Annotated in this window: 23 protein-coding genes; 7 read left to right on the top strand and 16 right to left on the bottom strand. The window is 61.6% G+C overall.

Annotated features, from left to right (window positions below):
* Window positions 1–18 precede the first annotated feature (18 nt).
* From V8J63_RS13165 to pmbA, 5 genes are all read right to left on the bottom strand, one after another.
* Entirely contained in the window at window positions 19–630 is a 612-nt protein-coding gene (locus tag V8J63_RS13165; RefSeq protein ID WP_130888600.1) for a superoxide dismutase, read from the bottom strand.
* Window position 631: 1 nt separating this feature from the next.
* Window positions 632–1,072, bottom strand: coding sequence for a hypothetical protein (locus V8J63_RS13160; protein WP_016771688.1), 441 nt, complete (start codon window positions 1,070–1,072; stop codon window positions 632–634).
* A gap of 27 nt (window positions 1,073–1,099) precedes the next feature.
* Complete coding sequence (locus V8J63_RS13155; protein WP_130888601.1) at window positions 1,100–2,476, bottom strand: class II fumarate hydratase; 1,377 nt, start codon at window positions 2,474–2,476, stop codon at window positions 1,100–1,102.
* Window positions 2,457–2,864, bottom strand: coding sequence for a hypothetical protein (locus V8J63_RS13150; protein WP_016771690.1), 408 nt, complete (start codon window positions 2,862–2,864; stop codon window positions 2,457–2,459). Before V8J63_RS13150 ends, V8J63_RS13155 begins: the two co-directional genes overlap by 20 nt.
* Before the next feature lie 251 nt (window positions 2,865–3,115).
* The gene (gene pmbA, locus V8J63_RS13145) at window positions 3,116–4,462 is read right to left on the bottom strand and encodes a metalloprotease PmbA (protein WP_024011613.1); all 1,347 of its coding nucleotides are present in this window, start codon (window positions 4,460–4,462) and stop codon (window positions 3,116–3,118) included.
* 108 nt (window positions 4,463–4,570) lie between these two features.
* On the opposite strand from pmbA, the gene yjgA reads away from it, so the two are divergent.
* Window positions 4,571–5,095 carry a ribosome biogenesis factor YjgA gene (gene yjgA / locus V8J63_RS13140; protein WP_016771692.1) on the top strand — a complete coding sequence of 175 codons (525 nt, stop codon included), beginning with the start codon at window positions 4,571–4,573 and terminating at the stop codon, window positions 5,093–5,095.
* Window positions 5,096–5,146: 51 nt separating this feature from the next.
* Here yjgA and tldD read toward each other — a convergent pair whose 3' ends face one another.
* The 8 genes from tldD to mreB form a co-directional block, all read right to left on the bottom strand.
* Window positions 5,147–6,589 (bottom strand): metalloprotease TldD, encoded by a 1,443-nt coding sequence (gene tldD / locus V8J63_RS13135; RefSeq protein WP_016771693.1) that lies wholly within the window; start codon window positions 6,587–6,589, stop codon window positions 5,147–5,149.
* 4 nt (window positions 6,590–6,593) lie between these two features.
* The gene (locus V8J63_RS13130) at window positions 6,594–7,454 is read right to left on the bottom strand and encodes a carbon-nitrogen hydrolase family protein (protein ID WP_197890278.1); all 861 of its coding nucleotides are present in this window, start codon (window positions 7,452–7,454) and stop codon (window positions 6,594–6,596) included.
* A gap of 58 nt (window positions 7,455–7,512) precedes the next feature.
* The gene (locus V8J63_RS13125) at window positions 7,513–11,316 is read right to left on the bottom strand and encodes a YhdP family protein (protein ID WP_336464174.1); all 3,804 of its coding nucleotides are present in this window, start codon (window positions 11,314–11,316) and stop codon (window positions 7,513–7,515) included.
* Between the two features lie 75 nt (window positions 11,317–11,391).
* Window positions 11,392–12,849: a ribonuclease G gene (rng, locus tag V8J63_RS13120; protein ID WP_016771696.1), complete on the bottom strand. Its 1,458-nt coding sequence runs from the start codon at window positions 12,847–12,849 to the stop codon at window positions 11,392–11,394.
* A 58-nt stretch (window positions 12,850–12,907) separates the two neighbouring features.
* Window positions 12,908–13,504: a Maf family protein gene (locus tag V8J63_RS13115; RefSeq protein ID WP_336464173.1), complete on the bottom strand. Its 597-nt coding sequence runs from the start codon at window positions 13,502–13,504 to the stop codon at window positions 12,908–12,910.
* 37 nt (window positions 13,505–13,541) lie between these two features.
* On the bottom strand, window positions 13,542–14,033 hold the full coding sequence (gene mreD, locus V8J63_RS13110) for a rod shape-determining protein MreD (RefSeq protein WP_024011608.1): 492 nt from the start codon (window positions 14,031–14,033) through the stop codon (window positions 13,542–13,544).
* Complete coding sequence (gene mreC, locus V8J63_RS13105; protein WP_130927094.1) at window positions 14,033–15,136, bottom strand: rod shape-determining protein MreC; 1,104 nt, start codon at window positions 15,134–15,136, stop codon at window positions 14,033–14,035. The genes mreD and mreC overlap by 1 nt, the downstream gene beginning before the upstream one ends.
* A gap of 140 nt (window positions 15,137–15,276) precedes the next feature.
* Complete coding sequence (gene mreB, locus V8J63_RS13100; protein WP_002555108.1) at window positions 15,277–16,314, bottom strand: rod shape-determining protein MreB; 1,038 nt, start codon at window positions 16,312–16,314, stop codon at window positions 15,277–15,279.
* 211 nt (window positions 16,315–16,525) lie between these two features.
* Here mreB and gatC point away from each other — a divergent pair, with 211 nt between their 5' ends.
* The 6 genes from gatC to V8J63_RS13070 all read left to right on the top strand — a co-directional run bounded on the left by gatC (window position 16,526) and on the right by V8J63_RS13070 (window position 21,812).
* The gene (gene gatC / locus V8J63_RS13095) at window positions 16,526–16,813 is read left to right on the top strand and encodes an Asp-tRNA(Asn)/Glu-tRNA(Gln) amidotransferase subunit GatC (protein ID WP_024011606.1); all 288 of its coding nucleotides are present in this window, start codon (window positions 16,526–16,528) and stop codon (window positions 16,811–16,813) included.
* A 16-nt stretch (window positions 16,814–16,829) separates the two neighbouring features.
* Window positions 16,830–18,281, top strand: coding sequence for an Asp-tRNA(Asn)/Glu-tRNA(Gln) amidotransferase subunit GatA (gene gatA / locus V8J63_RS13090; protein WP_130928875.1), 1,452 nt, complete (start codon window positions 16,830–16,832; stop codon window positions 18,279–18,281).
* A 10-nt stretch (window positions 18,282–18,291) separates the two neighbouring features.
* Window positions 18,292–19,737 (top strand): Asp-tRNA(Asn)/Glu-tRNA(Gln) amidotransferase subunit GatB, encoded by a 1,446-nt coding sequence (gene gatB / locus V8J63_RS13085; protein WP_016771702.1) that lies wholly within the window; start codon window positions 18,292–18,294, stop codon window positions 19,735–19,737.
* Between the two features lie 218 nt (window positions 19,738–19,955).
* Entirely contained in the window at window positions 19,956–20,327 is a 372-nt protein-coding gene (locus V8J63_RS13080; RefSeq protein WP_016771703.1) for a septal ring lytic transglycosylase RlpA family protein, read from the top strand.
* Window positions 20,328–20,358: 31 nt separating this feature from the next.
* Window positions 20,359–21,435 carry a calcium/sodium antiporter gene (locus V8J63_RS13075; RefSeq protein WP_122610868.1) on the top strand — a complete coding sequence of 359 codons (1,077 nt, stop codon included), beginning with the start codon at window positions 20,359–20,361 and terminating at the stop codon, window positions 21,433–21,435.
* On the top strand, window positions 21,432–21,812 hold the full coding sequence (locus tag V8J63_RS13070) for a carboxymuconolactone decarboxylase family protein (protein ID WP_024011602.1): 381 nt from the start codon (window positions 21,432–21,434) through the stop codon (window positions 21,810–21,812). Before V8J63_RS13075 ends, V8J63_RS13070 begins: the two co-directional genes overlap by 4 nt.
* 100 nt (window positions 21,813–21,912) lie before the next feature.
* Here V8J63_RS13070 and V8J63_RS13065 read toward each other — a convergent pair whose 3' ends face one another.
* The 3 genes from V8J63_RS13065 to V8J63_RS13055 all read right to left on the bottom strand — a co-directional run bounded on the left by V8J63_RS13065 (window position 21,913) and on the right by V8J63_RS13055 (window position 26,065).
* Window positions 21,913–22,854: an AEC family transporter gene (locus V8J63_RS13065; RefSeq protein WP_123443388.1), complete on the bottom strand. Its 942-nt coding sequence runs from the start codon at window positions 22,852–22,854 to the stop codon at window positions 21,913–21,915.
* 284 nt (window positions 22,855–23,138) lie between these two features.
* Complete coding sequence (gene garD, locus V8J63_RS13060) at window positions 23,139–24,692, bottom strand: galactarate dehydratase (RefSeq protein WP_016771706.1); 1,554 nt, start codon at window positions 24,690–24,692, stop codon at window positions 23,139–23,141.
* Window positions 24,693–24,703: 11 nt separating this feature from the next.
* Window positions 24,704–26,065 (bottom strand): MFS transporter, encoded by a 1,362-nt coding sequence (locus V8J63_RS13055; protein WP_125917920.1) that lies wholly within the window; start codon window positions 26,063–26,065, stop codon window positions 24,704–24,706.
* Window positions 26,066–26,192 lie beyond the last annotated feature (127 nt).

Below are 26,192 nucleotides of genomic sequence, written 5' to 3'. Positions count from 1 at the left end.
ATTGTTTTTATGGAAGGCTCAGACCAGTGCGGCCTGATAGCGCGCAGCAACTTCCGGCCAGTTGATCACGTTGTAGAACGCGTTGATGTATTCCGGGCGACGGTTCTGGTAGCGCAGGTAGTAGGCGTGCTCCCAGACGTCGAGACCGAGGATTGGGGTATTGCCGTTCATCAACGGGCTGTCCTGATTGCCGCTGCTTTCTACGATCAGTTTTTTCTCCGGGGTGACGCTCAGCCACGCCCAGCCGCTGCCAAAACGGGTCAGTGCGGCTTTGGTGAAGGCTTCCTTGAAGCTGTCGAGTCCGCCCAGTTGCTCATCAATAGCCGTGGCCAGCGCGCCGTCGGGCTTGCCGCCGCCGTTGGGCACCATCACTTCCCAGAACAGCGAGTGATTGGCGTGACCGCCGCCCTGATTGATCACCGCTGCGCGAAGCTTTTCCGGCAGTTGCTGGACGCTGGCGACGAGTTTTTCCACCGGCCAATCGGCGAATTCGGTGCCTTCCACGGCGGCGTTGAGGTTGTTGATGTAGGTCTGGTGATGCTTGGTGTAATGGATTTCCATGGTCTGCGCATCGATGTGCGGCTCAAGGGCATCGTAGGCATAAGGCAAGGCAGGCAAGGTAAAAGCCATTTCAGTGGACTCCATACTGATGGGGATTTGAGGCGCGGCGGGCATTGCCGGTGTCCGGATGCAGCAGGCGCTGGGTGCGCGGGTACTCGCCGTGCTCGCTGATGAAATTCAACAGTTCGACGTAGGTCTTGCTGCTCTGGCGCAACGCCGCCTCACGCAGGGCCGGGCGCAGGCGTTCGTCCTGCATGGTCTGCAACAAGCGCTGATGGATAGCGCACAGGTATTCGGCGCTCTCCTCCGGTTGATTCAGGCGCAAATGCAGGTCGGCGAGGTTGTGATGAGAGACGACGCAGGCCGCCACCGCTTCGTCGGCATCCGCCCAGCGTTCGAACAACACTTGCGCCAGGGCCAGGGCTTGCAGATAAGCCTCACGGGCGTCGATCAGTTCGCCCAGCATGAAGCAGCGATTGGCCCGTTCGATCGTGCGTTTCCAGTGCTCCATGGTGAGCCTCCAAAGCGGTTGCGGGGTTTACACGCCGCCGGCGGTGAGCTTCTCGGGGTTGAGCAACTCTTCCAGCTGGCTGCGCGACAGGTCGGTGTGTTCCAGAGCGACGTCGATCACCGCGCGGCCTTCCTTGTAGGCCTGCTTGGCGATTTCGGCGGCTTTCTGGTAACCGATGATGGGGTTGAGTGCGGTGACCAGAATCGGATTGCGCGACAACGCTTCTTGCAAGCGCGATTCGTTGACCTTGAAAGTAGCGATTGCCTTGTCACCGAGCAGGCGACTGGAATTGGCCAGCAGTTCGATGCTGCTCAGCAGGTTGTGCGCGATGATCGGCAACATCACGTTCAGTTCGAAATTGCCGGATTGGCCGGCCACGGTGATCACCGAGTCGTTGCCGATCACTTGCGCAGCGACCATCGCAGTGGCTTCCGGGATCACCGGGTTGACCTTGCCGGGCATGATCGATGAACCCGGTTGCAGCGCTTGCAGTTCAATTTCGCCGAGGCCGGCCAGGGGACCTGAGTTCATCCAGCGCAGGTCGTTGGCGATTTTCATCAGCGACACCGCAGTAGCTTTGAGCTGGCCGGAGACAGAGACTGCCGTGTCCTGCGAGCCAATCAGCGCGAACAGATCCTTGCCCGGGGTGAACTGCACGTCGGTCAGTTGGCTCAGATGCCGACTGAATCGCGCGGCGAACTCCGGATGCGCATTGATCCCGGTACCGACCGCAGTGCCGCCCTGCGCCAGCGCTTGCAGGCTTGGCAGCAAATCCTGCAGATGGCCGATATTGGCCTTGAGCTGCTGCGCCCAACCGTTGAGCACCTGGCTCATGCGCACCGGCATCGCGTCCATCAGGTGGGTGCGCCCGGTCTTCACATGGTGATGCACTTGCTCGGCCTTGCGCTCGATCACCTGGACCAGATGCAACAGCGCCGGCAGCAATTGTTCATGCAGCGCCAGCGCGGCGCTGACGTGGATGGTGGTCGGGATGATGTCGTTGCTGCTTTGCCCGCAGTTGACATGATCGTTGGCGTTGACCGGCTCGCCGAGCATGCGACTGGCCAGCGTCGCGATCACTTCGTTGGCGTTCATGTTCGAGCTGGTGCCGGACCCGGTCTGGAAGATATCCACCGGGAAATGCTGCATGAAATTGCCTTCGAGCAGACCTTGCGCGGCATCACTGATGGCTTTGCCCTGGGCCGCGCTGATCTGGTTCAGCTCAACGTTGGCCCGGGCAGCGGCGGCTTTGGCGAGGATCAGCGCGCGGATGAACTGCGTCGGCATCGGCTTGCCGCTGATCGGGAAGTTGTCCACGGCGCGCTGGGTCTGCGCGCCATAGAGCGCATCGACCGGCACCTGCAGTTCGCCCATGCTGTCGCGCTCAATACGTGTCTTGGTCATGCGAATGTCCTTGCAGCAAATCAATGAGAGGAATCGACGGTTGCAACTCGCAAGTGGCGAGCTGCCAGGTGTAGCGTTGCCAGCGCCGCAAGCGGCATTGGCATAGCGACAGGCGCTCCATTTCACGCAAGGGACGCCAGGCTTGATCGAGACAGACGCTGCGCCAGTGCCACGGCAACGCGATGTCGGTGGCGGTATCGAGCAGCAGACGGAAAGACGTTTCGGCGACAGTCCAGGGCGAAGTGGCTGTGCAACAGGACAGATAGCGCCCTTCGGCGAGGTAGTGTTCGATCAGGCGCGGTTCGTCAGGATCCAGCGCGCAACGGATCTGGCGGCTCATCCAGCGCCAGCTTTCGAGGTAGGGCTGCTCGTGCAAGGCAGAACTCATGATCCGGGACTCGTTCGGAGATGAGATTTATTATTAGATGATAATGATAACCAACACAAGCACTCGAGTTTGCGCTGCTCACTTGTGGGAGTTAGCCTGCTCGCGAATGCGCTGTGTCAGTCAGCACATTTACAACTGATCCATCGTTTTCGCGAGCAGGCTCGCTCCCACAGGGGATTTGTGCGAAGCGAATAAAAAGGCGCGCCATCCAGAACGGATGGCGCGCCTTTTTTTGTTGGCGGATTCGCGGCTTAGCTGCCGGCGACAGTCATCCGCTCGATCAACACCGAGCCGGTGCGGATGTTGCTGCGCAGCTCCAGATCATTACCCACTGCGACAATCTGCTTGAACATGTCGCGCATGTTGCCGGCGATGGTCACTTCCTGTACGGCGAACTGGATCTCGCCGTTTTCCACCCAGAAGCCTGCCGCACCGCGCGAATAGTCGCCGGTGACCATGTTCAGGCCATGGCCCATCAACTCGGTGACCAGCAATCCCCGGCCCATGCGCTTCAACAGCGCTGCCTGATCTTCATCGCCATGGGTGACGAACAGGTTGTGCACGCCGCCCGCGTTGGCGGTGCTCGGCATGCCCAGTTTGCGCCCGGAGTAGGTACCGAGAATGTACGAGACCAACTCGCCCTTTTCGACGAATGGTTTCGCGTAAGTGGCCAGGCCATCACCGTCGTAGGAAGCACTGCCCATGGCACGCATCAGATGCGGACGCTCATCGATGGTCAGCCATTCCGGGAACAGCTTCTGCCCGAGGGTGCCTTCGAGAAACGACGATTTGCGATACAGGCTGCCGCCCGACACGGCCGAGAGGAAACTGCCGAACAGACCACCCGCCAGTTCGGCGGAAAACAGCACCGGCACCTCGCATGTCGGCACCGGCCGCGCGCCCAGACGGCTCGCCGCCCGTTGCGCGGCACGCTGGCCGATGCTCACCGGATCGGCGAGCAGACTGCCCTGGCGATTGACGTCATACCAGTAATCGCGCTGCATCTGGCCGTCGGCTTCAGCAATCATCACGCAACTCAGGCTGTGCCGGGTCGACGCGTAGCCGCCGATGAAACCGTGGCTGTTGCCGTAAACCCGGCAGCCCTGATGGGTGCTGAGGGTGGTGCCGTCGGCGTTCTTGATCCGCGCATCGGCATCGAACGCCGCGGCCTCGCAGAGCAAAGCCTTCTCGATGGCCTGCTCCGGGGTGATGTCCCATTCGTGGAACAGGTCGAAATCCTGCACATCCCTGGCCATCAGCGCCGCATCGGCCAGACCCGAGGCTTCGTCCTCGGAGGTGTGTTTGGCGATCGCGAGTGCTGCAGCGACGGTTTCACGAATCGCCTCCGGCCCGGTGGCCGAGGTGCTGGCCGAGCCTTTGCGCTGGCCGACGTACAAGGTAATGCCAAATCCCTGATCACGATTGAATTCAACGGTTTCGACCTCGCGCTGACGCACCGAAGTCGACAGGCCTTGCTCCAGCGACACCGCGACTTCACAGGCGCTGGCGCCCTGGCGCTTGGCTTCGGCGATGATCTGCTCGACCTGTTCTTGCAGTGCCGGCAATGCCTGCGGGCCGACGCTTTGAACTGCACTCATGCTCATCTCCACTCAAATTCTGCTTTCGGCTGGGGTCATCGAGCGACCGGGCCGGACAAGCGGCCCCCGACTGGTTATCATGGCGGCGTTTCTTTGCGGACTGCCACCATGGTTGATTCTTACGACGACTCCCTCGATACGGGAGAAAAAAGCAAATCTCAGGTCAAACGCGAGTTGCATGCGCTGGTTGACCTCGGCGAGCGCCTGACCACACTCAAGCCTGATCTGGTCGCCAAACTGCCGTTGACCGACGCTTTGCGCCGGGCATTGGCCGATGCGCCCAAGCACACCGCGAACATCGCGCGTAAACGGCATTTGCAGTTCATCGGCAAACTGATGCGCGACCAGGACACTGACGCGATTCTGACTCTGCTCGATCAACTCGATGCCTCCACTCGCCAGTACAACGAGCGTTTCCATAATCTGGAACGCTGGCGTGACCGCCTTATCGCGGGCGATGACGCCGTGCTGGAGAAATTCGTCATCGAATACCCGGACGCCGATCGCCAGCAATTGCGTTCCCTGATCCGTCAGGCCCAGCATGAGGTTGCGCAAAACAAACCACCTGCTTCGAGCCGCAAGATCTTCAAATACATTCGGGAGCTGGACGAGACTCAACGCGGCCTGCGTTGATAATCGCCACCGGGTGGCCGTCCTGCGCGCCACCCGAAAGCCCCGCCTCTCTTATGCGCCCGTGCCACCCACGGTAATCGCATCGATTTTCAGCGTTGGCTGGCCGACACCCACCGGCACCGACTGCCCATCCTTGCCGCACGTACCCACACCGCTGTCCAGCGCCAGATCGTTACCGACCATCGACACCCGGCTCATCGCCTCGGGACCGTTGCCGATCAATGTCGCGCCTTTGACCGGTGCGGTGATCTTGCCGTCCTCGATCAGATAAGCCTCGCTGGTGGAGAATACGAACTTGCCGCTGGTGATATCGACCTGACCGCCGCCGAGGTTGGCGCAGTAGATGCCCTTCTTCACCGAAGCGATGATTTCCGCCGGATCACTTTCGCCACCGAGCATGTAGGTGTTGGTCATCCGTGGCATCGGCAGGTGCGCGTAGGATTCGCGACGACCGTTACCGGTGCGCGCCACGCCCATCAGCCGCGCGTTGAGCTTGTCTTGCATGTAGCCCTTGAGTACGCCGTTTTCGATCAGCGTAGTGCACTCGGTCGGAGTGCCTTCGTCATCGACGCTGAGCGAACCGCGACGGCCGCTCAAGGTGCCGTCATCGACGATGGTGCATAACTTGGAGGCAACCATTTCACCCATGCGCCCGCTGTAGGCCGAGCTGCCCTTGCGGTTGAAGTCGCCTTCCAGACCGTGACCGACCGCTTCGTGCAGCAGCACGCCGGACCAGCCGGAACCGAGCACAACCGGCAAGGTACCGGCCGGCGCCGGAATCGCTTCGAGGTTGACCAGCGCCTGACGCAACGCTTCACGGGCATAACCCATGGCGCGGTCTTCGGCGAGGAAATAGCGGTAATCGGTACGCCCGCCGCCGCCGTGCCCGCCGCGTTCGCGACGGCCATTCTGTTCGACGATGACGCTTACGTTGAAACGCACCAGTGGACGCACGTCGGCGGCCAGGCCACCGTCGGTGGAGGCCACCAGAATCCGCTCCCAGACCCCGGCCATGCTCACGCTGACTTGCTGAATCCGTGGGTCGAGTGCGCGGGTGGCGACGTCGATGCGTTTGAGCAACTCGACTTTTTCCGCGCGGCTGAGCACTTCCAGCGGGTTATCGGGCGCGTACAGTTGCGCGACGTCCTGGCTGGTGAACGCCTGCACGGTGCCGTTCTGCCCGGCGCGGGAGATCGAACGCGCCGCACGCGCCGCTGCACCGAGGGCCTCGAGGGTGATCGCGTTGCTGTAGGCAAAACCGGTTTTCTCACCGGACTGCGCGCGCACGCCGACACCCTGATCGAGATTGAAGCTGCCTTCCTTGACGATGCCGTCTTCCAGCGCCCACGACTCGGAAATCTGGCCCTGGAAATACAGGTCGGCGGCATCGATGCCCGGCCCGGCCAGATCGCCGAGCACGCCTTGCAGGCTCTCGATCGTGACACCGCCGGGTGCCAACAGGTGATCACTGACTGAGGACAACAACTCGCTCATAGGTTTACGCCTTAAATTCGTGTTCTGAAGCAGGCCGCTGGGCGCCCTGCGAGAAAAACCGCCGATGACGCGTCACCGGCATGCGCGCCCGGATGGACGCTTGTTCATCGCTGTCGCGGGCGGCCAGTAACACCGCCTCGCCTTGATCCTGCTGGGCCAGCACACGCCCCCACGGATCGACAATCGCCGCATGCCCGAAGGTCTCGCGTGGCCCCGGATGACTGCCGCCCTGTGCGGCCGCGAGGATATAACACTGTGTTTCGATGGCCCGCGCGCGGATCAGTACATCCCAATGCGCAGCGCCGGTTACGGCCGTAAAGGCCGACGGTGCGGTAATCAACTCGGCACCGGCGGCACGCAATTCACTGTACAGCTCCGGGAAACGCAAGTCGTAACACACGCTCAGACCGACGCGCCCCACCGGCGTATCCGCCACCACTACATTACCGCCATAAGCATAGTCATCGGATTCACGGTATTGGCCGCGATTGTCGGCGACATCGACATCGAACAGATGCAGCTTGTCATAGCGCGCGACGATCTCGCCGTATTCATTGATCAACAACGAGCAGGCATTGGCTTTGGCCGTGGGTTGACCCAACGGTGGCAACGGCAATGTGCCGGCGACTATCCATAAGGTGAGGTCGCGGGCGGTCTGTTTCAACCAGGGCAGGATCGGCCCTTGGCCCAAGGCCTCGGCGCGGCCGATATCAGCGACGTCACGACGGCCCATGGCGGCGAAGTTTTCCGGCAGCACCGCAAGTTTCGCCCCGCTGGCGGCGGCCTGTTCAAGCAGGCGTCGGGCTTGGGCCAGATTGGCCAGCACGTCACTCTGGCTGACCATTTGAATCACCGCTAAAGACATGGCGAACTCCCAAAGAGGTATTTGGCCATGCTACTCCATCGCTTCAAGGCCGGGCCGCTCAAAAAGGCTTGTCGAAGGTGATTTTCGGCTCTTTCCATGGGCCTTTGACGGTGTACTTGACGCTGGCGAAGCGCGCGACGCGGTCGCCGATCAGCTTGTCGATGAGGAACAGCGCGCCGCCGACCGCCGGTGCGCCGACGAGCAGCGCGGCGATCGGCAGGTTGTTGGTCACCGGCAAGGTCACCAGCAATTTCGCATCGACCTTGTCACCGACCAGATCCAGCGTGCCGTCCAGCTCAAGATTGCTCGAAGGCCCGGTCAGGCGAATCGGCTCACGTGTCACGTAGACACCGTTGGTCGCCACCAGCAAACCTTTGACCCGGTCGTAGCTCAAGCCTTTGCCGAACAGGTCGGAGAAGTCCAGACGCAGACGCCGGCCGATCGAGTTGAAGTTGAGCAGGCCGAACACCCGCAGCGCCTGCGCGCCGCCCTCCACTTCGACGAACTGACCTTTGTTCAGCGAGGCGTCGAGGGTGCCGGAGAAGCGCTTGGTCGCCAGCCACGCCGGCGAGCCCGGCCAACGGCCATCGACGTCCATGTGGAATTCTTCGCTGGTCACGCTAGGCGCGAAGCCCCAGCCTTTGAGCACGTCGGCCAGATTCTTGCCGCCAATGCGGCCCTTGTACCAACTGCTGGTCGCCCCCGGCGCGCCTTCCCAGCCGCCGTTGCCTTGCAGCAGGATGCCCTTGAGGCCCATGTCGAGGTTGTTCAGGGCGATGCCCTTGGCGGTCGGCCGCACTTTCAGCGACCAGCCACCGACCAGATCGGGGCCGAGGAACAATTGATTGAGGGTGATATCCAGCGCCGGAATTTTCGTCGGATCGACCGACGCCAGTGGATCCGGCGCGTTCTCGTCAGCCTGCACCGCCGGGTCCGGCGCCGGAAGTTTCACGTATTGCAGATTCACCGCAATCGGCACGCCGTTGGCGTCCGGCAGGCTGGCCGTGCCCTTGGCCTGCTGACTATCGAGAGCGAGATTCCATGCGCCGGGCTTGCGATTGATCTGCACCGAGGCCTGATCCAGCGTGGTGCCGAGCGCGGTCAATTTGCCGACTTTGATGTCAGCGCTGCTGAGCAGTTGCTTGGCGCTGCCGCCCGGATCCCCGCCGGCGTATTTGTTGGCCAGATCCTGCCACGGCGCAACGTCCAGCTCTGACAGCACCCCACGAATGCGCAGACCCTTGGCGCCCGGCAACACCGCTTCGCCAGCGCCGAGAAACAGTTCGCCACGGCCATCGGCGAAATTGCTCGGCGGCGCGGCAAAGGTGAAATTGGCCAGTTGATCGTAATTGACCCAGTACCGCCGCTCCTGGCCTTGCAAGGTCATGCGGAATACCGTGTCGCGCCCGACATCGGCGGTCATGCCGAACGGCGCCGGCAGATCCACCGCCACGCCTTTGAGGCTGGAGCTGACCAGCAACTGGCTGTCGGCCCCGGAAAGATTCAGCTGCAACTGATAAGGAATCGTCCCGGACACCGGCAGCGGCTGGTTCACGCCCAGCCAGTCGGTGAGCTTTTTCACTTCGACCTGCCCCGACGCCGCAACCCGGGTCTTGATCTGGTTGGGGCTGCCATCCGCGAAGATCTGCGCAGTGACCGGTTTGTCGAAGGCCCGTGCAGAGATGTTCTGGCCGCTGAGGCCTTTATTGCTGTCGAAGCGGAAATCGCCCTTGAGCTGGCTCAGTTCCAGTTTCGGTTCGGCCAGTTTCAGCCGCGCGTTGGCGGTTTTGAAATCGACGAGGATTTTCGGTTGCTCGCCCTTGGCCAGCGGAATGTCCAGTTTGAGCTTGCCATTCAGATCACCAGCGCCCTCCCAACCGGCAAAGGTCTCGCCAGTGCCAATCGGCGCGTCCTGGAGAATCTTCAAGCCATCGCCCAGGCCACCGGCAAATGCGCCATCAAGAAACAAATGCGAGTTCTGCCCGGCCGGTACGTGAGGAATATTGACGAAGACATCGCTGACTTGGGTATCGAGCAACTGGCCCTTGCTAGCCCAGATGCGCACGCCGCTGTCCTCGATGAACACGTCACCGCTGACCTTGCTCACGTGCGGCCAGCCCGGCTGAAAGGCCAGTTCGGCGTCATGCACTTTGAAGAACAGGCTGATGCTGCGATCAGCCTCGCCGGCATTCTTGCTCAGCGAGCCCTGATACTGGAAGAAACCCTGATCCACCGCGCCTTTGAGGATCGCCGTGCGCAGCCACTCATCAAGCGCCGGGCTCAACACCGCCGGCAGGTATTTCGCGGTATAGCGACCGTCGCCATCGACCAGGCCGACGCGCAGGTCCATGTAGTCTTCCTGGCTATGGTCGAAGTGCAGGCGGATAAGGAAGTCGCCGGCAATCTTGCCCTCCTCGCCCAGCACCTTCAGGTACGGCGCAATCAGGGTGAAGCCGTCCTTGTCGAGCTTCCAGGTCAGCCGCGCATTGGCCTGCCGGTATTGCCATGGCTTGGCGAAAATCGGATCGAGGTGCAGGACGAAGTCCTTGCTGTCGAGGCGCAACTCACCGCCGTCCAGATTGCCGCTGAGGCTGCCGCTGACATTTCGCGCCGCCGGAGCGCCGTGGTAGGCATCGAAACCGACATTATCGAGGTTGGCGGCAAAGCCGAATTTGTTGCCGTCGGTGGCGGCCGGACGGAAATCCAACAGGACGTTGCGCAGGCCGCCGGTTACCTTCAAACGCTCGACCACTGTGGCGAAGCTTTGCGGCAACGGCCCCAGCGCATTGAGCAGCGGCGTGATCGGGGTCAGATCGAGGCGATCGGCCTGCAGATGCCAGAGCTCTTCAGCCTTGGCGCTGGCGCGAGTCTGCTGCACCTGCACACGGGATTCCCAGCGGGTGTCGCCGAAGCTCATCGCCAGTGAATCAAGAGTGACCTTCGCGCCCTCGGCGGTGTTGCGGTAATAGGCGTTGAGCGCCAGATTGTTGATCTGGATCGGCTTGCGCTCGGCGTAGGCACCGGTCACTTGCGGCGCATTCAGGCGCAACGCGGCGCTTTGCAACGCGCCTTCGGCCCAATCGACCCAGAGTTCACCGCCGGCCTTGATCTCGGAAAAATTCCATTGCTGGGTCAGGCGCTCGGGCAGCCATTTCGACCAGTCGCTTTGCGGCAGGCTGGCATAACCCTCGATGACGCTGTTCTGCCACTGATCAGGACGCAACTGGCTGCGCAGGCTCAGCGCGACAGGTTGGCCGTCGGGCAAGGTCAGACGCGCGTCGAGACGCTGGCGGCTGGCGCCGGTGCGCAGATTCAGACCGACATAGGTGAGCGTCATGGGCGCGTGGTCGAGCGGTTGCAGGGTCACCTGGCTGTCGAGCACCGACAGTTGCTTGATCATCTGCGAGCGCTGGAACAGTTGCGCTGCATCGAACGGCTGATCCTTCTGCACCGGCAGACCTTCCAGCGCCCAGGTACCGTCTTCGGCTTCCTTGAGGCTGATCTTCAAACCGTTGAGTTCGATATGCGCGAGGCGCACTTCGCGGGCGAGCACGCTGCCCCACATATCCGGCACCACCCGCACGCGGTCGAGGCGCAGAGCGTTGGCACCGTCGCCGACCATCACGTCGTGGGCCAGCAGGATCGGTGCGAAACCGCTCCAGTTGCCTTCCAGCTCACCGATTTGCAAAGGCATGCCGAGGGCGGCACTGGCCTTGTCTTCGATGTCGGCGCGATATTCGGCCACCAGTGGCGTCAGCTCGCGGCCGAGGCTGACGTACAACGCCATCAACACCAGAACCAACGCGCACAGGCCCAGCCCCCAGCGGGTGAGTGCGGCCAGAATGCGTGTCAGACGCTCCATGTCAGTTGGCTCCCATGGCAAAAATACTGCGAAAAGCTGAGGCCAGCCGCGTTGAATGAGTGGTGATGCAGGGCTTCAGAGCAGCACCACGTCATATTGTTCCTGGGAATACATGGTTTCCACCTGGAAGCGTATGGTGCGGCCGATAAAGCCTTCAAGCTCGGCGACGTTACCGGACTCTTCATCGAGCAGACGATCGACTACTTTCTGGTTGGCCAGCACCCGATAACCCTCGGCCTGATAGGCCCGGGCCTCGCGCAGAATCTCACGGAAGATCTCGTAACAGATGGTTTCGGCGGTCTTCAGTTTGCCGCGTCCCTGACAACTGCTGCACGGTTCGCACAACACCTGCTCAAGGCTTTCGCGGGTGCGCTTGCGGGTCATCTGCACCAGGCCCAGCTCGGTGATGCCGATGATGTTGGTCTTGGCGTGATCGCGCTCCAGCTGTTTCTCCAAAGTGCGCAGGACCTGACGCTGGTGCTCTTCATCTTCCATGTCGATGAAGTCGATGATGATGATCCCGCCGAGGTTGCGCAGGCGCATCTGCCGGGCAATCGCCGTGGCCGCTTCGAGATTGGTCTTGAAAATGGTTTCTTCGAGATTGCGATGACCGACGAACGCCCCGGTGTTGACGTCGATGGTGGTCATGGCTTCCGCCGGATCGATCACCAGATAGCCGCCGGATTTCAGCGGTACCTTGCGCTCCAGCGCGCGTTGGATTTCGTCTTCGACTCCGTACAGATCGAAGATCGGCCGCTCGCCCGGATAGTGTTCCAGACGATCGGCGATTTCCGGCATCAGTTCGGCGACGAATTGCGTGGTTTTCTGGAAGGTTTCCCGCGAGTCGATGCGGATCTTCTCGATCTTCGGATTGACCAGATCACGCAGGGTGCGCAGGGCCAGGCCGAGGTCTTCGTAGATGACGCTGGGCGCGGCGATGGTCTTGATCTGCTCGTTGATCTGGTCCCAGAGGCGCCGCAGGTAACGGATGTCCATGAGGATTTCATCAGCGCCCGCGCCTTCAGCGGCTGTGCGCAGAATGAAGCCGCCGGCCTCCTTGATGCCTTCTTTGGCCACGCAATCACTGACCACCTGCTTGAGACGCTCGCGCTCGGCTTCGTCTTCGATCTTCAGGGAAATGCCAACGTGGGCAGTGCGCGGCATGTACACCAGATAACGCGAAGGGATCGACAGTTGCGTGGTCAGGCGTGCGCCTTTGGAGCCGATCGGGTCCTTGGTGACTTGCACCACCAGGCTCTGACCTTCGTGCACCAGCGAACTGATGCTTTCCACCGCCGGGCCTTCGCGCAGGGAGATTTCGGCGGCGTGAATGAAAGCTGCACGATCGAGGCCGATGTCGACAAATGCCGCCTGCATGCCCGGCAGTACGCGAACGATCTTGCCTTTATAGATGTTGCCGACGATCCCGCGTTTCTGCGTGCGCTCGACGTGGACTTCTTGCAGCACACCGTTTTCGACCACCGCCACGCGCGATTCCATCGGCGTGATGTTGATCAGAATCTCTTCACTCATGGCAGGATCTCGTTCAGGCATGTTCACGATAGTGGCCGCATCTGGATTCGTACGACGCTCAGGGCGTGTTCAGGTTTTGCCAACAGGGTATGCCGAAATGGCCCAACACCTCGCAGGTTTCGCACAGCGGCAGGCCGACCACCGCCAAATAGCTACCCTCGAGCCCGGCGACAAACACCGCACCCAGGCCCTGAATGCCATAGCCGCCGGCCTTGTCGCGCGGTTCGCCACTGGCCCAGTAGGCGCCGGCCTCTTCGCGGCTGATGCTGCGAAAACGCACGCGACTGCGCACCACCCGCGACTCGCAGCGCTCACCTTCAAGCACGGCGATGGCGGTCAGCACTTCGTGTTCGCTGCCGGACAACATCATCAGCATGGCGCATGCGTCGGCTTCGTCCACCGGTTTGCCAAGTATTTTGCCGTCGAGTACCACAGCGGTGTCGGCGCCAAGCACGCAGAACGGCTGGTCAGAGACGACCGAGCGGCGCCCGGCCTCAGCCTTGCCACGCGCGAGGCGCTCGACATAGGCCGATGGGGATTCTTCAGGAAGCGGGGTTTCGTCGATGTCCGCGCTGATGGCGGAGAACTGCACGCCGATCTGCGTGAGCAATTCACGGCGGCGCGGTGAGCCGGAGGCGAGGTAAAGCAGTTTCATCAAAACATCTCCCTGTTCAGTGCCCTGCTTCACCGGCTCAATAGATTCTGTAGCGTCGGCACATCCCGCGAAGGGCGAAGCTGACCCACGGCCAGAGCAAGGCACTGACCAGCGCCGGCAAGACCAGCGCCAGGGTTGGCTGACGGTTGCCGGTCAGAGCGCTGAGCCACAGTTGCGCCAATTGTGCGAGGCCGAAGATCACCAGGATCACCAGACACTGCTGCCACATCGGGAACATGCGCAGGCGCTGCTGCAATGACAACACGAGGAAAGTAATCAGGGTCAGGATCAGCGCGTTCTGTCCGAGCAAGTCGCCCTGCAGGACATCTTCGGCCAGCCCCAGACAGAACGCCGTGACCATGCCGACCGTGTGCGGCATGTACAGCGCCCAGAAGGTCACGAGCAAGGCCAGCCACAGCGGGCGAAGGATTTCCATGAAGATAGGCAACGGTGAAACGCTGAGCAGGATGCCAACGAAGAATGTCAGCCAGATCATCCAGCCGTTTCCGGATTTTTTCGCGCCGACCATTATTCTCGTCCCCCGGTAGTCGCTGGCGGTTTCGCCGGTGGTTTGCTCGCGGCAGGCGGTTTGGCAGCGGCCGGAGCGGCAGCGGGCGGTTTGCTCGCGGCGGGCTTGGCCGGCGTGGCGGCAGGCGCTGCGGCTTCAGTGGCCGGCGCTGCGGTAGCGGTCGGCGGCGTGGCAGGCATGATCAACGGTTTCGGCACGCTGGCCGGCAACATCGGGCCGCCGCCGTGGGCATCAAGCTGTTCCTGGGCCTGGGCGGCGTCATTGGCGCGTTCCTCGGCGGTGCGGCTGTCGCTGAACACCAGCAGCAGATAGCGGCTGCGGTTCAGGGCGGCGGTCGGTACCGCACGGACAATGGCGAACGGTTGGCCGGAGTCGTGGATGACCTCTTTTACCGTGGCCACCGGATAACCGGCCGGGAATCGCTGGCCGAGGCCGGAGCTGACCAGCAGATCGCCTTCCTTGATGTCCGCCGTGTCGGCGACATGACGCAATTCCAGGCGCTCCGGGTTGCCGGTGCCGCTGGCAATCGCGCGCAGACCGTTACGATTCACCTGCACCGGAATGCTGTGAGTGGTGTCGGTCAGCAGCAGGACACGCGAGGTGTACGGCATCAATTCAACCACTTGGCCCATCAGCCCGCGTGCATCGAGCACCGGTTGACCGAGCACCACGCCGTCGCGCTCACCTTTGTTGATGATGATGCGATGGGTGAAGGGGTTGGGGTCCATGCCGATCAGCTCGGCCACTTCGACCTTTTCATTGACCAATGCAGAGGAATTGAGCAACTCGCGCAGCCGAACGTTCTGCTCGGTCAGGGCCGCGAGCTTTTGCATGCGCCCCTGCAACAGCAGGTTTTCGGTCTTGAGTTTTTCGTTTTCGGCGACGAGCTCGGTGCGGCTGCCGAACTGACTGGCGACCCCTTCCCACAAGCGGCCGGGCAGGTCAGTGATCCAGTAGGCATCCATGAGCACCAGCGACGCTTGCTTGCGCGCGGGCTTGAGCAGGTCGAAACGTGCATCGACCACCATCAGCGCGACCGCGAGCACGGCCAGCACCAACAGGCGCACGCCCAACGAAGGGCCTTTGGTGAAAAGCGGTTTAATAAGCCGCTCCTCCCAGGCAAATGTTCTGTTTATTCATACGGCATCAAACCGGCCTGGATGAAGACTGACAGAAGATAAACGCCAACAGGCAGCACTGCAAAGTGCTGCCTGTGCGTTCACCCACGTATTGCATTCGAAGCTTATTCGCTCGAAAGCAGATCCATGGTGTGCTTATCCATCATTTCCAGCGCACGGCCACCGCCGCGAGCAACGCAAGTCAGCGGATCTTCGGCAACGATCACCGGCAGACCGGTTTCCTGAGCCAGCAACTTGTCGAGGTCACGCAGCAGCGCGCCACCACCGGTCAGCACCAGGCCACGCTCGGCGATGTCGGAAGCCAGTTCCGGCGGCGATTGCTCCAGCGCGCTTTTCACCGCCTGAACGATGGTGGCCAGCGACTCTTGCAGAGCCTCGAGCACTTCGTTGGAGTTCAGGGTGAATGCGCGTGGAACGCCTTCGGCCAGGTTGCGACCGCGAACATCGACTTCGCGCACTTCGCCGCCCGGGTAGGCCGTACCGATTTCCTGCTTGATGCGTTCAGCGGTGGATTCACCGATCAGGCTGCCGTAGTTGCGGCGCACGTAGGTGATGATCGCTTCGTCGAAACGGTCGCCGCCGACACGTACGGATTCGGCGTAGACCACACCGTTCAGGGAGATCAGGGCGATCTCAGTGGTACCACCACCGATGTCCACGACCATCGAACCGCGCGCTTCTTCAACCGGCAGGCCGGCACCGATCGCAGCAGCCATCGGCTCTTCGATCAGGAACACTTCACGGGCACCGGCGCCAAGGGCCGATTCACGGATGGCGCGACGCTCAACCTGGGTGGACTTGCATGGAACGCAGATCAGCACACGAGGGCTGGGCTGCAGGAAACTGTTTTCGTGAACCTTGTTGATAAAGTACTGCAGCATCTTTTCGCAGACGCTGAAGTCGGCGATCACGCCATCCTTCATCGGACGAATGGCAGCAATGTTGCCCGGCGTACGGCCGAGCATGCGCTTGGCCTCGGTGCCGACAGCGACGACACTTTTCTGGTTACCGTGTGTCCGAATGGCCACAACCGATGGCTCATTCAGGACGATACCGCGCTCGCGCACGTAAATAAGGGTGTTGGCAGTGCCCAGGTCAATGGAAAGATCGCTGGAAAACATGCCACGCAGTTTCTTGAACATGGGAAAGGGACCCTAGGCAACGCGTGGGTAAAAAAGTGCGGCAAACTCTAACAACGACAGGGATTTTGGGCAAGGCGCCAATATGTTAAATTGGCCGCTTTTCTGTGCACCAAGCCCCACAATCGCGGCCTTATGACCGTAGAAGTGCGGTAGTGTTCCGACAATCTAACACACGGACGCCGTCCGTTCTGTTTTCCACTGGAGAATCCCGATGGCGCTAGAACGCTCCGACGTGGAAAAAATCGCGCATCTGGCCTGCCTTGGCCTCAACGATGCCGATCTTCCGCACATTACTTCCGCCCTCAACAGCATTCTCGGGCTGGTCGACGAAATGCAGGCCGTTGATACCGACGGTATCGAGCCGCTGGCCCACCCCCTGGAAGCCAGTCAGCGCCTGCGCGCCGACGTGGTGACCGAGACGAATAATCGCGAGGCCTACCAGTCCATCGCACCAGCGGTCGAAAACGGCCTGTATCTGGTTCCGAAAGTCATCGACTAAAGGGAAAGAGCCTGCAATGCATCAAATGACTCTGGCCGAGATCGCCCGCGGTCTCGCCGATAAAAAGTTTTCCTCCGAAGAGCTGACCAAAGTCCTGCTGGCGCGTATTACCCAGCTCGACCCGCAGCTCAACAGTTTCATCAGCCTCACCGAGGATCTGGCCATCGAGCAGGCGAAAGCAGCCGATGCACGCCGGGCCAGCGGTGAGAGCGGCGCCCTGCTCGGCGCGCCGATCGCCCACAAGGATCTGTTCTGCACCCAGGGCATCCGCACCAGCTGCGGCTCGAAGATGCTCGACAACTTCAAAGCCCCGTATGACGCCACTGTCGTTGCGAAACTGGCCGCTGCCGGCGCCGTGACCCTGGGCAAGACCAACATGGACGAATTCGCCATGGGTTCGGCCAACGAGTCGAGCTGGTACGGCGCAGTGAAAAACCCGTGGAATCTGGAACACGTACCGGGTGGTTCGTCCGGTGGTTCGGCGGCGGCGGTTGCTGCTCGTTTGTTGCCAGCGGCCACGGCCACCGACACCGGCGGTTCGATCCGCCAGCCGGCGGCGTTCACCAACCTCACCGGCCTGAAGCCGACCTACGGTCGCGTTTCGCGCTGGGGCATGATCGCTTACGCCTCCAGCCTCGATCAGGGCGGCCCGTTGGCGCGCACGGCCGAAGACTGCGCGATTCTGCTGCAAGGCATGGCCGGCTTCGACCCGAACGACTCCACCAGCATCGATGAGCCGGTTCCGGATTACTCCGCCAGCCTCGGCGAGTCGCTGCAAGGCCTGCGCATCGGCGTGCCGAAGGAATACTTCAGCGCCGGTCTCGACCCGCGCATTGCCGAGCTGATCCAGAACAGCATCCAGCAGTTGCAGAAGCTCGGTGCGGTGATCAAGGAAATCAGCCTGCCGAACATGCAGCACGCCATTCCGGCCTACTACGTGATCGCCCCGGCAGAAGCGTCTTCCAACCTGTCGCGTTTCGACGGCGTGCGTTTCGGCCATCGCTGCGAGAACCCGGAAAACCTCATCGACCTGTACAAGCGCTCCCGTGGCGAAGGCTTCGGCGCGGAAGTACAGCGCCGGATCATGGTCGGTGCCTACGCGCTGTCCGCCGGTTACTACGACGCCTACTACCTGAAAGCGCAGAAGATCCGTCGTCTGGTGAAAAACGATTTCATGGCTGCGTTCAATGAAGTCGACATCATCCTCGGCCCGACCACGCCGAACCCGGCCTGGAAGCTTGGCGCGAAGAACAGCGACCCGGTCGCAGCCTATCTGGAAGACGTCTACACCATCACCGCCAACCTCGCCGGCCTGCCGGGCCTGTCGATGCCGGCCGGTTTTGTCGACGGTCTGCCGGTGGGCGTGCAGTTGCTCGCGCCGTATTTCCAGGAAGGCCGCCTGTTGAACGTTGCCCACCAGTATCAGCTCAACACTGACTGGCACACCCGCACCCCAACCGGCTTCTGAGGAGACACACATGCAATGGGAAGTCGTGATCGGGCTGGAGATTCACACTCAGCTCACCACCCGGTCGAAAATTTTTTCCGGTAGTTCCACCACGTTCGGTTCCGAACCGAACACCCAGGCCAGCCTGATCGATCTGGGCATGCCCGGCGTGCTGCCGGTGCTCAACCAGGAAGCGGTGCGCATGGCGGTGATGTTCGGTCTGGCGATTGACGCCGAGATCGGCCAGCACAACGTGTTCGCCCGCAAGAACTACTTCTACCCGGATCTGCCGAAGGGCTACCAGATCAGCCAGATGGAATTGCCGATCGTTGGCAAGGGCCACCTGGACATCGCCCTCGAGGATGGCACGGTCAAACGCGTCGGCATCACCCGTGCGCACCTGGAAGAAGATGCCGGCAAGAGCCTGCACGAAGAATTCAACGGTGCCACCGGCATCGACCTGAACCGTGCCGGCACGCCGCTGCTGGAAATCGTTTCCGAGCCGGACATGCGCAGCGCCAAGGAAGCCGTGGCTTACGTCAAAGCGATCCACGCGCTGGTGCGCTACCTGGGCATCTGCGACGGCAACATGGCCGAAGGCTCGCTGCGTTGCGACTGCAACGTCTCGGTACGGCCGAAAGGCCAGGTCGAGTTCGGCACTCGCTGCGAGATCAAGAACGTCAACTCGTTCCGCTTCATCGAGAAGGCGATCAACTCGGAAATCCAGCGCCAGATCGAGCTGATCGAAGACGGCGGCAAAGTGATCCAGCAGACCCGCCTGTACGATCCGAACAAGGACGAGACCCGTCCGATGCGTTCGAAAGAGGAAGCCAACGACTACCGTTACTTCCCCGATCCGGACCTGCTGCCGGTGGTCATCGAAGAGTCGTTCCTCGGTGAAGTGCGTGCCACCCTGCCGGAACTGCCACCGCAAAAGCGCGAGCGCTTCCAGAGCCAGTTCGGTCTGTCGGCCTACGACGCCAACGTGCTGGCCACCAGCCGCGAGCAGGCGGACTACTTCGAGAAAGTCGCGGCCATCGGTGGCGACGCGAAACTGGCGGCGAACTGGGTGATGGTCGAGTTGGGCAGCCTGCTCAACAAGCAAGGCCTGGACATCGAGGATTCGCCGGTTTCCGCCGAGCAACTGGGCGGCATGCTGCAGCGCATCAAGGACAACACCATCTCCGGCAAGATCGCCAAGGTTGTGTTCGAAGCGATGGCCAATGGTGAAGGCAGTGCTGACGAGATCATCGAGAAGCGCGGGCTCAAGCAAGTCACCGACACCGGCGCGATCTCCGCCGTGCTCGACGAAATGCTCGCGGCCAACGCCGAACAGGTCGAACAGTACCGCGCGGCAGACGAAGCCAAACGCGGCAAGATGTTCGGCTTCTTCGTCGGCCAGGCCATGAAAGCCTCGAAAGGCAAGGCCAACCCGCAGCAGGTGAACGAACTGCTGAAAAGCAAGCTCGAAGGCTGACCACCAATGGAGCCAGATCCAAAGCCTGGCTCCATCCCCTGTGGAAGGGACCTGAGGCTAGGGGATTTATCCCCGTTGGGCCGCGAAGCGGCCCCAATTGCTGAGCTTGATTTGCACCAGATAAACCGAGTTCTCAGTTTTGGGACTGCTGCGCAGTCCAACGGGGATAAATCCCCTCGCCACAGGTCACTCCTACATTTGATCCGGGATACCTTTGAATGAAGCGCCTGTTTTTGAGCAGCGCCCTGCTCTCTCTGCTGGCCGGTTGCGCCAGTACCGACACCATCGACCCGCACGGTTATGACCAGACCGGCGTCGCCTCCTATTACGGAGCCAAACATCACGGTAAACGCACCGCCAGCGGCGAAGCGTTCAACCAGCATTCCCTGACCGCCGCCCACCGCCAGTTGCCGTTCGGCACGCGGGTGAAGGTCACCAACCTGAAAAACGATGAATCAGTCGTGGTCCGCATCAATGACCGTGGCCCGCACACCCGTGGCCGGCTGATCGATCTGTCGCGCGAGGCCGCCGATGAAATCGGCATGCTGCGCAGCGGCACCGCACGGGTTCGCGTGCAGGCCCTCGACTGATGGAGCGCTGACCATTTTCGGACTAGCCGATCTGCCGCTGATCAACGTCATCGAATTGCTCAGCGGCCTGGTTCTTTTGCTCATCGGCGCCGAGCTGATGGTGCGCGCCGCCGTGCGCCTGGCCGAGCGACTGCACGTGCGTCCGCTGATCATCGGCCTGACCATCGTCGCCCTCGGCAGCAGCGCGCCGCAGATGACCGTGAGCCTGCAAGCGGCGCTGACCGACAACCCGGACATCGCCGTCGGCAGCGTGGTCGGCAGCGGCATCTTCAACATCCTCGTAACCCTTGGCCTGTCGGCGTTGATCATCCCGCTGCGCGTGTCGCGGCAATTGGTGCGCCTCGATATCCCGCTGATGATCGGCGCCAGCCTGCTGGTATTCATCCTCGCCTGGAATAAAGACCTCGGACGTTTCGACGGTGTCCTGCTGCTCGGGGCCTTGGCGCTGTACCTTGGCTTGTTGTTCCGCCAGTCGCGACACTCGACCCGCCCCCATACCGAACGCCCGAAGGATACGCAGCAATCCTGGCTGATCAGTGTGCTGATGATTCTCGCTGGCCTGGCCATGCTGGTGTTCGCCGGCCGTCTGCTGCTTGGCGCCGCCGTGGTCGTGGCCACCGACCTGGGCCTGTCCGAACGGGTCATCGGCCTGACCGTGGTCGCGGTCGGCACTTCGCTGCCGGAACTGGCGACTTCGCTGATCGCGGCGTTGCGCGGGCAGCGCGACATTGCCGTGGGCAACGTGATCGGCGCCAACCTGTTCAACCTGCTCGGGGTGCTGGGGCTGACCGCCCTACTCGCACCGACGCCGCTTTCCGTTTCCCCGAATGCGCTGGATTTCGACTTGCCGGTGATGCTAGGCGTCGCGGCGCTGTGCTTGCCGGTGTTCTATTCCGGCTACCGCGTGACCCGGGCCGAAGGCTTGCTGCTGCTCGGTTTGTATCTGGTCTACGGGCTGCATGTGGTGTCGTTCACCACCGGCATGCCGCTGGCCGGCAAACTCGAGCGCTTGATGCTGTTTTATGTCCTGCCGGCGCTGCTGACGTTTCTGCTGTTCACGTCGATCCGCGCCTGGCGTCGCCAACACCACAAGAGAGATGTGCCATGAGCGAGTCGAAGCAGTCCGGGGTTGAAATCCGTCGTCAGGTCATGGGCGATGCGTTCGTTGATCGCGCCCTGGGCAACGCCACCGAGTTCACCCAGCCGTTGCAGGATTTCGTCAATGAACACGCTTGGGGCGGGGTGTGGAATCGTGAGGGGCTGCCGCTGAAAACCCGCAGCCTGATTACCCTCGCCGCACTGACCGCGCTGAAGTGTCCGCAGGAGTTGAAAGGCCATGTGCGCGGTGCGCTGAACAACGGCTGCACGGTGGAAGAGATCCGCGAAGCGCTGCTGCATTGCGCGGTGTATGCCGGCGTGCCGGCGGCGATCGATGCGTTTCGCGCGGCGCAGGAAGTGATCGACAGTTATCAGAAACCGCAGTGACCGCCTTCGCGAGCAGGCTCGCTCCCACATTTGCAATGCGCTTCCCTGTGGGAGCGAGCCTGCTCGCGAAGAGGCCCTGGCAGACACCGCAAATCCTTGGTCAGATCCACCCACCCCACTGCAACACAAAGATCCCGACATTGGTGGTAATCGCCGCCATCAACGTGGTCATCACGATGATCGCCGCTGCCAGCTCGTGATTGCCCTGCGCCGCCCGGGCCATGACGAAACTTGCCGCCGCCGTCGGGCTGCCAAAGTAGAGAAACAGAATCCCCAGTTCCGCCCCGCGAAAGCCCCAAAGCCATGCCCCCAGTGTCGCCAGTAACGGCAGACCGACCATCTTCACCAGGCTGGAGCTGAGCGCCATCTTGCCGCTCTTGCGCAACGCCGCCAGTGACAGCGTGCCGCCGATACAAATCAGCGCCAGCGGCAACGTGGTCTGCGCCAGATACTGGCCGGAAGTTTCCAGCCAGCCCGGCAGTCCGATCTTGAAGTAAGCAAAAGGCGCTGCCGAAATCACGCTGATGATCAGCGGGTTGCTGAACACGCTTTTGCAGATGCTCCACGGATCGGACTTGATCACCGGGCTGTACACCGCCAGCACGATGGTCGACAGCGTGTTGTAGAACAGGATCACCAGCGCCGCGAGAATCGCCCCGAGGGAAATACCGTAATCGCCGTACATGCTCGCCGCCAGCGCCAGACCTATCACGCCGTTGTTGCCGCGAAACGCGCCTTGGGTGTAGATGCCGCGATCCTCACGCGGACACTTGAAAATCGCCCAGCCCCAGGCCACGGCGAAACTCACCAGGGTCGCGAGGGAAAAGTAGATGAGTAGCGAGGGTTGCAGTGCGGCGTGCAGGTCGGCGTGGAGGATGCCGAGGAACAGCAGCGCCGGCATGGTCACGTTGAACACCAGCGACGAGGCGGTGTGGATGAAGTTGTCGTTGATCCAGTCGATGCGCTTGAGCAGCACACCGAGAAACAGCATGGCAAACACCGGCGCGGTGATGTTCAGGGTTTCAAGAAAGATTGCCAGCATGCCGGAGAGCCTTGGGTGAGCGTCGATAGGGGGCTAATGATAAGCCACTTTCACCCTGATCGTTCCCACGCTCTGCGTGGGAATGCAGCCCCAGGGCGCTCTGCGCCCCAAAGCGTGACGCGGAGCGTCACATGAGGCATTCCCACGCAGAGCGTGGGAACGATCACAGGCACCGCAAGTTTTTCGGCGTCTGGCAGATCGCTTTCGCGAGCAGGCTCGCTCCCACATTTGCAATGCATATCCCTGTGGGAGCGAGCCTGCTCGCGAAGAACGATGACGCGGTCTCAGGTAATCGGCGCCGGGTTGAACAAGGTGATGTCGTTATGCAGCTTGTGCTTCTCCGCCCAAGTCTGTTGCTTGCCACTGGCAACATCCAGGTAATAGTGAAACAACTCCCAGCCGAGTTCTTCGATGGTCGCGCGCCCGGTGGCAATGCGGCCGGCATCGATGTCGATCAGATCCGGCCAGCGCTGCGCCAGTTCGGTCCGCGTCGACACCTTGACCACCGGCGCCATGGCCAGCCCATAAGGCGTGCCGCGACCGGTGGTGAATACGTGCAGGTTCATGCCCGCCGCCAGTTGCAGCGTACCGCAGACAAAATCACTGGCCGGCGTCGCGCAGAAAATCAGGCCCTTGTGCTTGAAGCGCTCGCCCGGGCCGAGCACGCCATTGATCGCGCTGCTGCCGGACTTGACGATCGAGCCCAGGGACTTCTCGACAATGTTCGACAACCCGCCCTTCTTGTTGCCCGGCGTGGTGTTGGCGCTGCGATCGGCTTCGCCCTTGGCCAGGTAACGGTCGTACCAGTCCATCTCGCGTACCAGCTCTTCGGCGACGGTTTGCGTTTGCGCCCGTGAGGTCAGCAGGTAGATCGCATCGCGCACTTCGGTGACTTCGGAAAACATCACCGTCGCCCCCGCACGCAACAGCAAGTCCGAGGCATAACCCAGTGCCGGGTTGGCGGTGATACCGGAAAACGCATCGCTGCCGCCGCACTGCATACCGAGAATCAGCTCGGAGGCCGGCACGGTTTCGCGGCGGCGCTGGTCGAGTTTCTTCAAACGGACTTCAGCCAGTTCCATGATCTGCTCGATCATTTCGGTGAAACCGTGACTGGAATCCTGCAAGCGGTACAGCCACGGATCGCTGAGATCCACCGAGGCATCGTCCTCATGCATCACCTGCCCGGCCTGCAATTTCTCGCAGCCCAGACCGATCACCAGCGCCTCGCCGCCCAGGTTCGGGTTGCGTGCCAGATTGCGCACGGTACGAATCGGGATGTAGGCGTCGGTGGCGGTAATCGCCACACCGCAGCCATAACTGTGGGTCAGTGCCACCACGTCATCGACGTGCGGGTACTTCGGCAGCAGCTCTTCCTTGATGCGCTTGACCGCATGATCAAGCACGCCGGTGACGCACTGCACGGTGGTGGTGATGCCGAGAATGTTGCGCGTGCCGACGGTGCCGTCGGCGTTGCGATAACCCTCGAACGTGAAGCCTTCCAGCGGTGCCTGCGCATCAGGCACATCGGTGGACAGCGGCAAGCTGTCCAGCGGCGGCGCGGTCGGCATGCGCAGTTGATCTTCCTTGACCCAACTGCCGCGACGGATCGGCTGCAAGGCATAGCCGATGATCTGCCCGTAACGAATCACCGGGCCGCCTTCGGGAATATCCTCCAGGGTGACCTTGTGGCTCTGCGGTACGAAATCCAGGGTGACCAGGCCGTCGGCGAACTCGGTACCGGCCGGTACGCCCTGATCGTTGACCACCACTACAACGTTGTCCCGCTCGTGCAGGCGGATGTAGCGCGGCGAGTCGGAATGTTCAATCAACTGCATGACGCCGCTCCTCAGGAATGCGCTTGAGACAAGTTAGCGGTGACTTCATTGCCGCCCTTGGCTGGCGGCTCTTTCAGGACCACACGCTTGATCGGGCCGACGATCACCAGATAGCTGAACACCGCGACCAGTGCGTTGGCGCCGACAAACACCAGCGCCCACTTGAACGAGCCGGTGGAGCTGATGATGTAGCCGATCACGATCGGCGTGGTGATCGAAGCGATGTTGCCGAAGGTGTTGAACAGGCCACCGCTCAGACCGGCGATCTGTTTCGGCGAAGTGTCGGAAACCACCGCCCAGCCCAGTGCGCCAACGCCTTTGCCGAAGAATGCCAGAGCCATGAAGCCCACGACCATCCATTCCACTTCAACATAGTTGCACGCGACGATGCTGCTCGACACCAGCAGGCCGGCGATGATCGGCGCCTTGCGGGCGAAGGTCAGCGAATGGCCCTTGCGCAGCAGGTAATCGGAAATCACCCCGCCGAGCACGCCGCCGATAAAGCCGCAGATCGCCGGCAACGAAGCGATGAAACCGGCCTTGAGAATGGTCATGCCTCGCTCTTGCACCAGATACACCGGGAACCAGGTCAGGAAGAAATAGGTGATGCCGTTGATGCAGTACTGGCCCAGATACACGCCAAGCATCATGCGATTGGTCAGCAGCTGACGGATGTAATCCCACTTCGGACCGTCGGACTTCTTGCCCTTCTGATCCATGTCGACCATGCCGCCGTTGTCAGCGATGTGCTTGAACTCGGCCTCGTTGACCCGTGGGTGTTCGCGCGGGCTGTAGATGACTTTCAGCCACACCAGCGAGAACACGATACCGAGGATACCCATGACGATGAACACGTGCTCCCAGCCGAAGCTGTAGACGATCCAGCCCATCAACGGCGCGAACAGCACGGTGGCAAAGTATTGCGCCGAGTTGAAGATCGCCGAAGCGGTGCCGCGTTCAGCGGTCGGGAACCACGCCGCCACGATGCGCGCGTTGCCGGGGAACGATGGCGCTTCGGCCAGGCCCACCAGAAAGCGCAACATGAACAGCGCAACCACTGCCGTGGACATGCCGAATTCACCGACGAAGCCTTGCAGCACGGTGAACAGCGACCAGGTGAAAATGCTCAGGGCATAGACTTTTTTCGAGCCGAAGCGATCGAGCAGCCAGCCACCGGGAATTTGCCCGGCGACGTAGGCCCAACCGAATGCGGAGAAGATGTAGCCGAGGGTGACGGCGTCAATGCCAAGGTCTTTTTGCAGGCTGGAGCCGGCAATGGCGATCGTGGCACGGTCGGCGTAGTTGATCGTGGTCACCAGAAACAGCATGAGCAGGATCAAATAGCGGACGTGAGTCGGCTTGGAGGATTGCATGCAGATGTACTCCCACTGATTATTTTTATGCGGGTAAAACATTCTTTGGTCTTTGTGGGAGCTGGCTTGCCAGCGATGGCATCAGCGCGGCGTGCCTGCAGCACCGCGTTGCCTGAATCGCTGGCAA

Source organism: Pseudomonas sp. CCNWLW23 (assembly GCF_037095675.1).
Taxonomy (GTDB): Bacteria; Pseudomonadota; Gammaproteobacteria; order Pseudomonadales; family Pseudomonadaceae; genus Aquipseudomonas; species Aquipseudomonas atacamensis.
This window is presented reverse-complemented; position numbering and strand designations above follow the sequence as displayed.